Annotated in this window: 12 protein-coding genes; 10 read left to right on the top strand and 2 right to left on the bottom strand. The window is 38.8% G+C overall.

Annotation, left to right across the window (positions count from 1 at the left end):
* Positions 1–216: 216 nt before the first annotated feature.
* Positions 217–1,128 (bottom strand): homoserine O-acetyltransferase MetA, encoded by a 912-nt coding sequence (metA, locus tag SB717_RS13460; protein ID WP_016763824.1) that lies wholly within the window; start codon positions 1,126–1,128, stop codon positions 217–219.
* A gap of 351 nt (positions 1,129–1,479) precedes the next feature.
* On the opposite strand from metA, the gene SB717_RS13455 reads away from it, so the two are divergent.
* From SB717_RS13455 to SB717_RS13430, 6 genes are all read left to right on the top strand, one after another.
* A complete protein-coding gene (locus SB717_RS13455) occupies positions 1,480–3,168 on the top strand; it encodes a formate--tetrahydrofolate ligase (RefSeq protein ID WP_410903909.1) in 1,689 nt (562 codons plus the stop codon).
* Positions 3,169–3,298: 130 nt separating this feature from the next.
* A complete protein-coding gene (locus SB717_RS13450) occupies positions 3,299–3,817 on the top strand; it encodes a hypothetical protein (RefSeq protein WP_410903908.1) in 519 nt (172 codons plus the stop codon).
* A 61-nt stretch (positions 3,818–3,878) separates the two neighbouring features.
* Entirely contained in the window at positions 3,879–4,355 is a 477-nt protein-coding gene (locus tag SB717_RS13445; RefSeq protein WP_029714486.1) for a glutathione peroxidase, read from the top strand.
* A 123-nt stretch (positions 4,356–4,478) separates the two neighbouring features.
* Positions 4,479–5,132: an HD domain-containing protein gene (locus tag SB717_RS13440; RefSeq protein WP_074682044.1), complete on the top strand. Its 654-nt coding sequence runs from the start codon at positions 4,479–4,481 to the stop codon at positions 5,130–5,132.
* Complete coding sequence (locus tag SB717_RS13435) at positions 5,113–7,011, top strand: ABC-F family ATP-binding cassette domain-containing protein (protein ID WP_410903907.1); 1,899 nt, start codon at positions 5,113–5,115, stop codon at positions 7,009–7,011. The genes SB717_RS13440 and SB717_RS13435 overlap by 20 nt, the downstream gene beginning before the upstream one ends.
* Before the next feature lie 63 nt (positions 7,012–7,074).
* The gene (locus SB717_RS13430) at positions 7,075–8,199 is read left to right on the top strand and encodes a conserved virulence factor C family protein (RefSeq protein ID WP_074682040.1); all 1,125 of its coding nucleotides are present in this window, start codon (positions 7,075–7,077) and stop codon (positions 8,197–8,199) included.
* Positions 8,200–8,229: 30 nt separating this feature from the next.
* On the opposite strand, the gene SB717_RS13425 is transcribed toward SB717_RS13430, so the two are convergent.
* Entirely contained in the window at positions 8,230–9,096 is an 867-nt protein-coding gene (locus tag SB717_RS13425) for a polysaccharide deacetylase family protein (RefSeq protein ID WP_410903906.1), read from the bottom strand.
* A 241-nt stretch (positions 9,097–9,337) separates the two neighbouring features.
* Between SB717_RS13425 and SB717_RS13420 the strand changes: the two genes are divergently transcribed.
* The 4 genes from SB717_RS13420 (at position 9,338) to SB717_RS13405 (ending at position 12,186) form a co-directional block, all read left to right on the top strand.
* Positions 9,338–9,775, top strand: a complete 438-nt coding sequence (locus tag SB717_RS13420) for a BrxA/BrxB family bacilliredoxin (RefSeq protein WP_013056693.1) — start codon at positions 9,338–9,340, stop codon at positions 9,773–9,775.
* A gap of 134 nt (positions 9,776–9,909) precedes the next feature.
* On the top strand, positions 9,910–10,686 hold the full coding sequence (locus SB717_RS13415) for a class I SAM-dependent methyltransferase (protein ID WP_074682219.1): 777 nt from the start codon (positions 9,910–9,912) through the stop codon (positions 10,684–10,686).
* A 394-nt stretch (positions 10,687–11,080) separates the two neighbouring features.
* On the top strand, positions 11,081–11,683 hold the full coding sequence (locus SB717_RS13410; RefSeq protein WP_029714480.1) for a YpjP family protein: 603 nt from the start codon (positions 11,081–11,083) through the stop codon (positions 11,681–11,683).
* Positions 11,684–11,871: 188 nt separating this feature from the next.
* Positions 11,872–12,186, top strand: a complete 315-nt coding sequence (locus SB717_RS13405) for a thioredoxin family protein (RefSeq protein ID WP_013056696.1) — start codon at positions 11,872–11,874, stop codon at positions 12,184–12,186.
* Positions 12,187–12,266: the final 80 nt, after the last annotated feature.

Genomic DNA, 12,266 nt, shown 5'->3' with positions numbered 1-12,266 from the left:
ACTATGTTCTAAATGAAAAATACAAAAAGAAAACATAGCTATTTACAAAAAAGAAATGTTGAATCTGGAGGAGGAAAATACTTCTTTATAGCGGGTTGCGAGAAGAACATACATATAATTATCCACGTTAAAAAGAGAACAGCAGGACATAAAAAACGACAAATCCATATAAGGACTTGTCGTTTTTTATGTTTGAAATACGGCCGCTCGATTCTTTCATTCCCACAGATAAGGAGTCTCTTGGTAAACATAATAGTTCAACCAATTCATAAACAATAGGTTGGCATGAGAGCGCCAAGTTTTTAAAGGTTTTTTGTCGGGATCATTGTTTGGGAAATAGTGTTCCGGAAGCTTTGGCTCTAGTCCTTTTTCTGTATCTCGAAGAAATTCTTCTTGCAGTGTTTGAACGTCGTACTCTGGGTGCCCTGTAACGAAAACAAACTTTTCGTCTTTAGACATCGCCATATACACACCAGCTTCTTCAGAATAGGAAAGAAGCTCAAGGCCAGGATGATTTTGTACTTCATTCATGTCTACATCAGTGTGACGGGAATGAGGAGAATAAAAGACATCATCAAATCCTCGCAGCAGCTTAATTGGTTCTTCACTCGATACAACATGTGTAAATACACCCGTACATTTATCAGAAAGAGGTCGCTTGTCAATGCCAAAGTGATGATAAAGTCCGGCTTGAGCTCCCCAACAGATATGAAGGGTAGAAGTCACATTTGTTTTACACCAATCCATAATTTCTTGAAGTTCTTTCCAGTAGTTTACTTCTTCAAATGGTATATGTTCGACAGGTGCTCCTGTAATAATCATTCCGTCATATTTCCGTTCTTTAATTTGTTCAAACGTTTTATAAAACTGATCTAGGTGATTTTTACTCGTTGTTTTTGCTTTATGGCTTGCCGTGTAAAGAAGTGTAATATGCACTTGCAGGGGTGAGTTCCCGAGTAAACGTAATAATTGCGTTTCAGCTTTTTCTTTTTCCGGCATTAAGTTTAGGATAACAATATTAAGCGGGCGAATTTCTTGGTTAACCGCGCGCACGTCGTCCATAATAAAAATTCTCTCTTTTTCTAAAATTTCTTTTGCCGGAAGATCACGTGGAATATTAATAGGCAATAAAATTCCTCCTATTCGATTTCGAAGTAATGACGCGTATAAATGTTCTTTCTCACGTGAAGATGAGGTTCAACATTTATGTACAATATACTATTATAGGAATATACAGAATATTAAGCAATTGAATTTTGAAAAAAAAGAGCATTAATATGCGTAATGGCTAAAATGAAATGGTACAATAAGGTTAAACTGGAGCGCTGCTATGCTTTTTTAGCGTGACTGAAACTCAGTAAAACTTATAGCGCAGTCGTTCCTGTATTTATTAAACTTCATATCTCCCCCAGAAAACGGATTTTATCCTTTCTTGATGAAGTGTTTAAAAAGAATTCTCAGCAGAAAAGGGGTTATTATATGACAACTAAGAAGCAAATAAAAAGTGATTTGCAAATTGCACAAGAGGCAACGATTAAACCGGTTAAAGAAATTGCCGAGCAGCTAGATATTTTAGAGGCCGAGTTAGAGCCGTACGGACATTATAAAGCCAAGCTTTCTTTGTCCGTTATGGAACGTTTACACACAAAACAAGATGGAAAAGTGATTTTAGTTACAGCTATTAATCCAACTCCAGCAGGAGAAGGGAAGTCGACAGTGACAGTTGGCTTAGCTCAGGCATTACATAGATTAGGTAAAAAAGCGATTGTAGCCATGCGTGAACCATCTCTTGGTCCGGTAATGGGAATTAAAGGAGGTGCCGCTGGAGGCGGTTATGCTCAAGTGCTTCCAATGGAGGATATTAACTTGCACTTTACTGGAGACCTGCATGCCATCACAACAGCTAACAATGCGCTGGCAGCTATTTTAGATAACCATATACATCAAGGCAATGAATTGCGTATTGATACACGTAAAATCACGTGGAAACGAGTGGTGGATTTAAACGACCGCGCGCTGCGTCAGGTTGTTGTTGGATTAGGTGGTCCGATGCAAGGTGTTCCTCGAGAAGATGGATTTGATATTACGGTTGCATCAGAAATTATGGCTATTTTCTGCTTAGCGTCAGATTTACAAGATTTAAAGCGTCGCTTAGCGTCTATTGTGGTAGCTTATAACATAGACAATGAGCCTGTAACGGTGGCAGATTTAGGTGCACAAGGAGCGCTTACTCTTCTTTTAAAAGATGCGATTAAACCAAACCTTGTACAGACATTGGAACATACTCCAGCCCTCATTCACGGAGGTCCTTTTGCTAATATTGCCCACGGCTGCAATAGCGTCATTGCAACAAAAATGGCTGCAAAACTAGGCGACTATGTAGTAACAGAAGCGGGATTTGGGGCAGATTTAGGCGCAGAAAAATTCCTAAATATTAAAGCTCGTATGGCAGATATTAAACCAGAAACGGTAGTAATCGTTGCGACAATTCGCGCTCTGAAAATGCATGGGGGCGTTCCTAAAGAGCGTTTAAATGAAGAAAGCATTGAGGCTTTAGAAGCGGGAATTGAAAATCTTGAAAAACATATTGAAACGATTCAGGCATTCGGCGTTCCTTATGTTGTAGCCGTGAACCGTTTTATAACAGATTCAAAAGGTGAAGTAGAAGCGCTTATGAGTTGGTGTGCTTCAAAGAATGTTCCAGTTGCTTTAACAGAAGTATGGGAAAAAGGTGGAGAAGGCGGAATCATGCTTGCTGAAAAAATTCTTGAAGTCATGAACGAGACGGAAAGTCAGTTTTCTCCTCTTTACGATGTGTCAGCTTCGATTCCAGAAAAAGTAGAAGCTATTGCTAAAACCGTATACGGAGCACAAGGCGTAGATTTTGCTCCAAAAGCGTTAAAACAAATACAGCAATTTGAAGCAAACGGATGGGATCACCTGCCAATCTGTATGGCCAAAACACAGTATTCGTTAAGTGATGATCAGACGAAGCTTGGGCGACCAACTGATTTTAAGATTACGGTAAGGGAATTCCGTCCTTCGCTCGGAGCTGGCTTTCTCGTGGCGCTAACAGGTTCAATTATGACAATGCCTGGACTTCCAAAAAAACCTGCTGCGCTCAATATGGATATTGACGAAAATGGACATGCATTAGGTATTTTTTAAGAGAAAAGCGATGCCGAGGCATCGCTTTTCTTATGATATAAAACAAAATAACAGGTATGTTATGAATTAATTTGGTAAGAAAGAAGAAGAGCTGACTGTTCGCATTTTATAAAAAAAGGAAGTAGTTGAAATGTTTGATCCAATTGTATTTGATAATTTAAAAGTGGTTGTAGAAGGAGAGATCTATGATCTTGACTTGTCTGGGCAAGTATCTGTTACGAATCGCGAAGATTTTGTAGACTTAGCTCAGTTTACTCGAACGTACCGCATTTCTTTTCAACAGCATTTTTGCTGTACCGCGTCGCTAACTTTATCAACCGACTTAGACAACATTCATGCGGAATTAACGCCTTCCCGTGTAGAAAAACCAGGGTGTACAGTTTATATTCATTTTCAGCTAAAAAAACAAAAACCGTTTGAAGAAGCTGAGTTTCGAAATATACAGGAAATGTGTGAGAGGATCTGGGGAACAACAAGAGTTGTTAAGCAGCGTATTACTCATGAAGTTGGAGGAAGGGAATATGAAAACAATATTGCGGTAACCTTTAACCGATTTATTTACGAAGATCAAGTAGGAGATTTAATCGAGATGATTGATTATATGCTGCAAACGACTGATCAGCTAAAGGTTCTTTACGACAAATCATAAGAGCGTTTCAGTTGTACTTCCGAAATAAAGTGAATTACAATAGGGAAAAGGAGGCGTTTTGATGAGCGTGTATGAATACTCGGCAAAAACAATTAAAGACGAAAACGTATCGCTATCTAACTATCAAGGTGACGTGCTGTTGATTGTGAATACAGCTAGCAAATGCGGCTTCACCCCTCAATATAAAGATTTGCAGGCGCTGTACGAAGAAGAAAAAGAAAACGGTCTAACGGTTCTAGGTTTTCCTTGCAATCAGTTCGGTGGTCAAGAGCCAGGAAGTTCAAATGATATTGAACAATTTTGCGAGTTAAACTATGGCGTTTCGTTTCCGATGTTTGCAAAAGTAGATGTAAAAGGGGAGCACGCACACCCGTTATTTACATACTTAGCAGAACAAGCACCGGGCCTGCTAGGTTCCAAAGGGATAAAGTGGAATTTCACAAAGTTTTTAGTGAATCGTCAAGGTGAAGTTGTGAAGCGATACGCACCTCAAACTGCACCAAAAGATATTCAAAAAGATATAAAAGAATTGCTGTAAAAGCAGGTGGATTTCCATCTGTTTTTTATTTTCAGCAAGGGTTTTCAGAGGGTGCTTAGCTGTCAGTGAGACGAGCGCCTTACTTTGTGCTAAAATAATGGTGGATATAATTGAGGTGAGCAAATGAATAAAATAGCGGAAACGGAAAAGTGGGTTCAAGCAAAGCTTGCGCACGACACGACGGGTCATGACTGGCAGCATATTGATCGCGTGCGTCGAAATGCAGTGCTTTTATATAAAAAAGAAGGCGGCAATCGAGAAGTTATCGAACTAGCCGCGCTTTTACACGATGTGGTAGATGATAAGCTAGTGGAAGATGTTGAAAAGGCGTACGAAGAAGTGTGGGAGTGGCTTAAGAGTCAACAGGTAGAAGAAGAGAACTGCAAGCATATCGTTCACATTTTACAAACGATGTCATTTAAAGGCGGAAACCGTCCGGCTATGGCCACGCTTGAAGGTCAAATTGTTCAAGATGCAGATCGTTTAGATGCGATCGGTGCAATTGGTATCGCACGTACGTTTATGTATGCAGGTTCTAAAGGCACGGCTCTGTATGATGAAAACGGTGCTGTACGAAGTGAGATGACGGAAGAAGAATACAGGCACGGGAAGTCAACGGCTATTGCTCATTTTTATGAAAAGTTATTAAAGCTGACTGCGTTAATGAATACTCGAACAGCACGGTCTCTAGCGCAAGAGCGACATACATATATGAAAGAATTTTTAGTTCAATTTAAGAAAGAGTGGAATTATCATTATGAAAATGCTGACTGTTGAAAACTTAACAAAAACATATGGAGAAAAAGAGCTGTTTCATCAGCTAACATTTACCATTACGGAAAATGAGCGAATCGGCTTAATCGGTGTAAACGGAACAGGGAAATCAACGCTTCTTAAAATTATCGCAGGTTTAGAGCTTGGAGATGAAGGGGATATTGTTCATGCTAAAGACTACAGCGTGACGTATTTACCGCAGCATCCAGATTTTGATGAAGACTTAACGGTTTTGGAGCAAGTTTTCAGCGGAGATACGCCTCTTCTTAACTTATTAAAAAACTATGAGCTAGCTCTGTTTGCGTTAGAGCAAGATTCTGCAAACGAGAAAAACCAGCAAACATTGTACGATTTACAGCAGAAAATGGATGCGATGAACGCGTGGGAAGCCAATTCTAACGCACAGTCGATCTTGACGAAGCTGGGGATTTCAAATATGAGTACAAAAATCGGTGAGCTTTCAGGTGGACAGAAAAAGCGCGTGTCAATTGCGCAAAGCCTAATTCAAACACCTGATTTATTAATTTTAGATGAGCCGACTAACCACTTGGATTATGAGACGGTTAAATGGCTCGAAGAATATTTATCCAAATATCAAGGAGCCGTATTGCTTGTTACTCATGATCGCTATTTCTTGGATGCTGTTACAAATCGAATTTTTGAGTTAGACGGTGGGAATTTATATAGCTATAAAGGAAACTATGCTGCTTTTCTAGAAGGAAAAGCGATTCGAGAAGAGCAGGAAAAGGCAACTCAAGCAAAATTAAGCAACTTATATCGCAATGAATTGGCTTGGATTCGCCGAGGAGCAAAAGCGCGTACGACTAAGCAAAAAGCGCGTATTCAACGATTTGATGAATTAGAAGGGAAGCTCGATTCTTCTGAAAAAGAATCACTGGATTTAAGTTTAGCAGGCAGCCGCCTTGGGAAAAAAGTGTTTGAATTAAAAGATGTGTCTAAGACGTATGAAAATAAAATCATTCTTTCAGACTTTACGCACATTGTGAAAAAACAAGACCGGATTGGAATTGTCGGAAAAAATGGAAGCGGAAAGTCTACACTTTTGAATATGATTGCAGGGCGAATTGAGCCGGATAGCGGTGAAATTGACAGAGGACAAACGGTTAAAGTTGCTTACTATACCCAAGAAAGCGACGATATGGACTTAAATCAACGCATGCTTGATTATATTAAAGAATCGGCAGAAGTTGTGCATACGACGGATGGAAAAATGATCTCTGCGTCGCAAATGCTCGAAAGATTTCTATTTCCTTCACATACGCACGGAACACCAATTCAAAAGTTGTCCGGAGGAGAGCGCCGTCGTTTATACTTATTGAAATTATTAATGACATCGCCAAATGTTTTGCTTCTAGATGAGCCGACTAATGATTTGGATACTCAAACGCTAACGGTGCTTGAAGACTACCTCGAAGAATTTCCAGGTGTCGTTATAACCGTATCACATGATCGCTATTTCTTGGATAAAGTAGCAGATTACTTACTAGTTTTTGAAGGAGAAGGAAACATTTCGATTTATTTTGGCGCTTATACGGATCAATTGGAAGAAGCGATGAAGAAGAAGCAGGCAGTGGTTCAGCAGGCTAAAGTGAAAGAAGAAAAGCCAAAACAGCCGGAGAAAACGAAAAAGCGTCGCTTAACGTATAAAGAACAAAAAGAATGGGAAGAAATCGAAGGTAATATTGCAGCAAAAGAAGAAGAAATTGAACGCTTAACAAGTGAAATTGAACAGGTGGGCAGCGATTATACAAAAGCGCATAACCTATCGTTAGAACAAGAAAAAGCAAATGAAGAATTAAGTACACTGCTTGATCGCTGGGCAGAGCTTTCAGAGCTGATTGAAGAAATTGAAAACGCGTAAACAAGTCGTTAGACTGAGTATAAGCCACATGCTACAATTTTAATGAGAGGAGTACGATACGACATGAACATTAAATCAATTGAGCCAACGCCAAGTCCGAATACAATGAAAATTAATTTAGACGAAGTGTTATCAGGCGGAAAAAGCAATAACTATACGAAAAAGAATGCTGAAGCGGCCCCGGAAGTTGTTCAAGATATTTTAAAAGTAGAAGGGGTAAAAGGAGTATACCACGTAGCGGACTTCTTAGCAGTAGAACGAAATGCCAAATATGATTGGAAGCAAATTTTGCCGCAAGTTCGTGCAGCATTTGGTGAAGATTTGCAAAGTAACAGTGAACAACATAAAATGAATGAGCATTTTGGTGAAGTCAATGTGTCCGTCCAAATGTTCAAAAATGTACCGATGCAAGTCAAATTAACGGACGGAAATGAAGAAAAGCGCTTTGGCCTGCCCGAACGATTCGCAAAAGCGGTAGCAGAGCTTCAAAGCTTTTCAGATAATGTAGTGTTAGAACGGAAATGGAAAGAACAAGGCGTTCGTTACGGAGAGTTAGCGGCTATCGGAGACGAAGTAGTCGAAGAATTAGCAGCAGCATATCCTCAAGAAAGATTAACTCGCCTTGTAGCTAATGCACAGGAAGAAAAAGAAGGCGGAAAAACCGTACAGCCGCGTAAAACCTATAAAGTTACAGAAGAGATGCTAGAAGACAAAGATTGGTCAGTGCGCTATGCCCATTTAGAACAAATGGATCCAACAGAAGCTGATTTAGACGTTTTAAATAAAGCGCTTGATGATGAAAAAGCATCTATTCGCCGCTTAGCTACCGTCTATTTAGGAATGATTGAATCAAAAACAGTACTACCTTATTTATACAAAGCATTAAAAGATAAATCAGTCACTGTGCGCCGTACTGCCGGAGACTGCATGTCAGATTTAGGCTTTGAAGAAGGTATTTCGGCAATGTGTGAAGCTCTTAGTGATAAAAACAAGCTTGTGCGCTGGCGTGCAGCTATGTATTTATACGAAGTAGGGGACGAGACGGCTCTTCCTGCATTAAAAGCAGCAGAGAATGATAAAGAATTTGAGGTAGACTTACAAATCAAGCTAGCAATTGAACGTATTGAAGGCGGAGAAGAAGCAAAAGGTTCTGTTTGGAAACAAATGACAGAAAGCAGAAAAGCATAAAAAAAGATCATTCACTTGAATGATCTTTTTTTATGACTGTTTTGCAGCAGCAGTTGGAAACTGCATAGGCTGCATGGTGTTATCAATTTTGATAGGCTGATAGCCGGACTGTTTTAAGTAAGTCAAAATAGTCGGCAGAGACTGTGCAGTAAAGGATTTGTCATGAAATAAAATGACGGGTGTTCTTCCATTGGAGTTAACCCCTTGAATATGAGGTTCAAGGCCCTGAATAATTCTAGGTGCAGAACGAAGTGCCCAGTCTTCGCTGTCTACATTCCAGTCCCATAATTTAAAGTGGCTTAGCAACTCTGTACGGTGAGGCTCTTTTAAATAAGGAACGCTGCCGTAAGGAACGCGGATTAACTTACTGTCAACACCGGTTACTTTCTTAACGGTCGCTTGACACTCCTGCATTTCTTTTAACGCTGCGCCGTCTTCACTATACATGACATGAATATCATGAGAGACGCCGTGACAGCCGATGGCATGTCCTTCCTGTGCTACTTTTTTAGCAATTTCAGGGTAAGCGTCAATTTGATGCTTTAACATAAAAAAAGTTGCTTTTACGTTATATTGACGCAAAGCATCTAAAATATGAAGAGTATCAGGTGTTGGGCCATCGTCAAACGTAAGGTAAACAGGCTGTGTAAGAGCTTGATTTTGATCGTTCACCGTATTTACTATATACATATTATGATGAAGTGTATTAAGCAGCTTCTCAGGCTGTGCTGAAGATGCAGCTTCTTTCAGCGGCAACGCAGTAGATGCTAATACTTGCTGAGATGCAGCGGATTCACTTCCTTTGGCTTCTGTAATAAAAAACAAAGAAGCGACAATCACTAACAATAAAGACAGAAATGCATAAAATCGTTTGTTCGGTTTAAATCGCTGGTTCAATTTGAAAATCCTTTCTACTAAACTACTATTTACTACTATAGTACAAAAAATGGAATATTAATAGTAAAAATCGACATTTTTATGGAAAAAAATTAGATGATATGACCCGGTTTTAATCTTTTTTTGTCAAATAGAGAAGAAGAATGGGACAACGAGAAGGATTTGAAGAGTGAGTAGCTAGATTTTTCCTGGTTTTTATAGTATGCTTTTAGCGTGAATGATTGTTAGGAGGAATGTTAATATGTCAATGGCATATGAAGAATATATGCGTCAGTTAGTTAAACCAATGCGTCAAGAATTAACTCAAGCTGGTTATGAAGAATTAACAACAGAGGAAGCCGTAGTTGATTTTATGGAAAACGTAGAAGGAACAACTTTTGTTGTCGTTAATTCAGTTTGTGGATGCGCTGCTGGTTTAGCACGTCCTGCAGCAACGCAAGCGTACTTACAGTCTGAGCAAAAACCAGATCAAGTGGTAACTGTTTTTGCCGGACAAGATAAGGAAGCAACAGCTAAAATGCGTGAATATTTTGGGGACATTGAGCCTTCATCACCGTCTATGGCGCTTTTAAAAGGAAAAGAAGTCGTTCATTTTATTCCTCGACATGAAATTGAAGGTCAGCCTTTAGAAGTTATTTTTGAAAACATTTTAAATGGCTTTAAGCAGCACTGTTCATAAAATGTCCTGCTTTTGTCACATCTAGTATATAGATTTTTAGAGAAAAATCGCATATACTTTATAAGAAAAAGGATGTCTATCGGCATCCTTTTTCTTTATGTAAATAGCCAAACAGTGTAGGGGGAATTATGAAAGTGATTGTTACGACTGCTGGTCGAACAAATGAACAGATGATTGTAAAGGCCAAACAAGTAGCCGCTGATTTAAGTATACCTTTTGTAGTAAGAGAGAAGAAATCCGTTGCAGATCTTCAGAATCTTCAAGCTGCAGACGTGCTGGTTGTCGGTAAGAATAGAGTAGAATTGCACGTCCAAAATGAAGAGGAACCTATTTTTTTTCATCCAAATTCCGCTATGTTTAGAGTGAAGAGATGGCTGCGAGGAGAACGTGATCCGTTTATTGAAGCTGCTAGTTTGGAAAAAGGGATGAGTGTGCTTGACTGTACACTTGGTCTTGCATCGGATAGTATGATGGCGAGCGCAGCGGTAGGGAAAAGCGGGAAAGTTGTCGGACTAGAAGGCAACCGCTATGTAGCTTATTTAGTCAAACAAGGACTTTTAAATTGGGAAAGTGACGTACAAGAGTTGAACGATGCAATGAAGCGTATAAACGTAGTTCATCAAAATTTCGAATCGTTTTTGGCGTGTTGTGAAGATAATTCTTTTGATGTTGTCTATTTTGATCCTATGTTTCAAGAGCAAATTGATGAATCGAATGGAATTAACGGTATTAAAGCAATAGCACTGTATACTACGCTGACGCCAATGGCTATACAAGAAGCAAAAAGAGTAGCCAAACAAAAGATCGTGCTAAAAGATCATTGGAAAAGCAGTCGTTTTGAAGAACATGGATTTACCGTACAAAAACGAAAAACATCAAAATTTCATTACGGGACAATTGATATACAATGATAAACAAAAAAGTAAAATGAATCCTGATCATTGAAAAGACTTCCAAAACCTTTTAGGAATTAAAAAGTTTTGGAAGTTTTTTTTATGAATTTCATCTAAAGTTCATAAAAGTATGATATATTTTTGAACATAAAAATACTTTTGTGTTTAAGCATCCAGCAAAAAAGGAATATCTTGTATAGGTTTCCGCTCGGTGTGACAACCTCAAACAGAAGAAGGAAGGTGCTAACTAAAAAGTCGTCGAATGCTCGTAGGCAGCATAAATGAATAAGCAAATATAGGTAAAAAATTAATAATTATGTTACAATACCTAGTGAGTTATGATTGAGTTATGATAATGAATTTTACGATATGAAAAGACCATATGGGAAAAGATGAGAAAGGAAAGATACGAATGCCTAGATGGATAAAAAGAATGCTAGTTGTATTTATTACAGTATTTACATTTGGGCTTGTCACTCCACCAGAATATTTATACGTTGATGATGCAAAAGCGGACAAGCAACATAAAGCAGGGTATGTAAGAGAAACAACTCCTGTCACAGCTGTTATAGAAGATATTCATTTGCCATATGAAGAACCAAAATATGAAGACGTTTCATCATTTGTTACGTATGCAATGGAATCAGCTGAAAAACAGTCAGTGGAAAAGTTCGGAGCAAAAATTGGGCCTGTTATTGAAGATGAATTTCGTCAAGCAGTGTTACCTAAAATTGAAGAAGTGCTGACCGACATTGGCACTGAACGTGAACAGTCAATTCAGAATCTCGAGATAAGCGAGCATCCTGCTGCTGGCTACGGTGAAAAGATTTTCCATGTATATGACCGGGAAACCGGTCAGGACTTAATACGGTTTCATGTACGGCGTGAAAATCCTCCAAAAGATGGATATTGGTTTAATTTTCACTATCATGCGGCTGCAGATAATTTTCAAAAGCATTATGATTTAGGGAAAATTTATTGGAACCGAAACATGCCGCCTAAGTGGTTCAGCTGATAATAGACACAACATTCTACAATTTCGAAATGTTAGCTTTTTTAAGCTAGCATTTTTTTACGTCTAAAACCGTTATAGTCTAAATAAGCTGAAACATTAGCACAACGATAAAAAAATCGTTTATAATGAAGTCAGACTTCTTGCTATAGAATTGTAGGAAGGAACGAATAGACGCTGGAGGTAACACAATGAAACAATTTACGGAAGAAAAACAATTTCGCGAACAAATTAAGAATGAAACACTAAGCGTTGGGATTTTTACGACAACGTGGTGTCCTGATTGCAAACGTTTGGATATGTTCATTGATGAAATCGTTGACGAAAATACAGATAAAGCATGGTTTAAAATTGACAAGGATGAGTTTGAAGAACTTTCTGCTGAAAACAATGTAATGGGTATTCCTTCTCTTCTTGTATATAAAAACGGTGAAAAAATTGCGCACCTGCACAGTGCAAATGCTAAAACGCCTGAAGCGGTCCGTGAATTTTTAGCAACTCTTTAATTCCTTAAGCTGCGAGAGCATTCTCGCAGCTTTTTTTGTGAGAATGACTATTTCCATTTTTCCATGAGTGGGGTATACTA

This window comes from Priestia sp. SIMBA_032 (assembly GCF_046535215.1).
GTDB lineage: Bacteria > Bacillota > Bacilli > Bacillales > Bacillaceae_H > Priestia > Priestia aryabhattai.
The sequence above is the reverse complement of the archived record's forward strand: the minus strand, read 5'-3'. Positions and strand labels throughout refer to the sequence as shown.

What these genes read in the sequence shown, in the direction of transcription:
- SB717_RS13455 (WP_410903909.1), top strand. Translation starts at nt 1,480, where the DNA reads ATGACAACTAAGAAGCAAATAAAAAGTGATTTGCAAATTGCACAAGAG.
- SB717_RS13450 (WP_410903908.1), top strand. Translation starts at nt 3,299, where the DNA reads ATGTTTGATCCAATTGTATTTGATAATTTAAAAGTGGTTGTAGAAGGA.
- SB717_RS13445 (WP_029714486.1), top strand. Translation starts at nt 3,879, where the DNA reads ATGAGCGTGTATGAATACTCGGCAAAAACAATTAAAGACGAAAACGTA.
- SB717_RS13440 (WP_074682044.1), top strand. Translation starts at nt 4,479, where the DNA reads ATGAATAAAATAGCGGAAACGGAAAAGTGGGTTCAAGCAAAGCTTGCG.
- SB717_RS13435 (WP_410903907.1), top strand. Translation starts at nt 5,113, where the DNA reads ATGAAAATGCTGACTGTTGAAAACTTAACAAAAACATATGGAGAAAAA.
- SB717_RS13430 (WP_074682040.1), top strand. Translation starts at nt 7,075, where the DNA reads ATGAACATTAAATCAATTGAGCCAACGCCAAGTCCGAATACAATGAAA.
- SB717_RS13420 (WP_013056693.1), top strand. Translation starts at nt 9,338, where the DNA reads ATGTCAATGGCATATGAAGAATATATGCGTCAGTTAGTTAAACCAATG.
- SB717_RS13410 (WP_029714480.1), top strand. Translation starts at nt 11,081, where the DNA reads ATGCCTAGATGGATAAAAAGAATGCTAGTTGTATTTATTACAGTATTT.
- SB717_RS13405 (WP_013056696.1), top strand. Translation starts at nt 11,872, where the DNA reads ATGAAACAATTTACGGAAGAAAAACAATTTCGCGAACAAATTAAGAAT.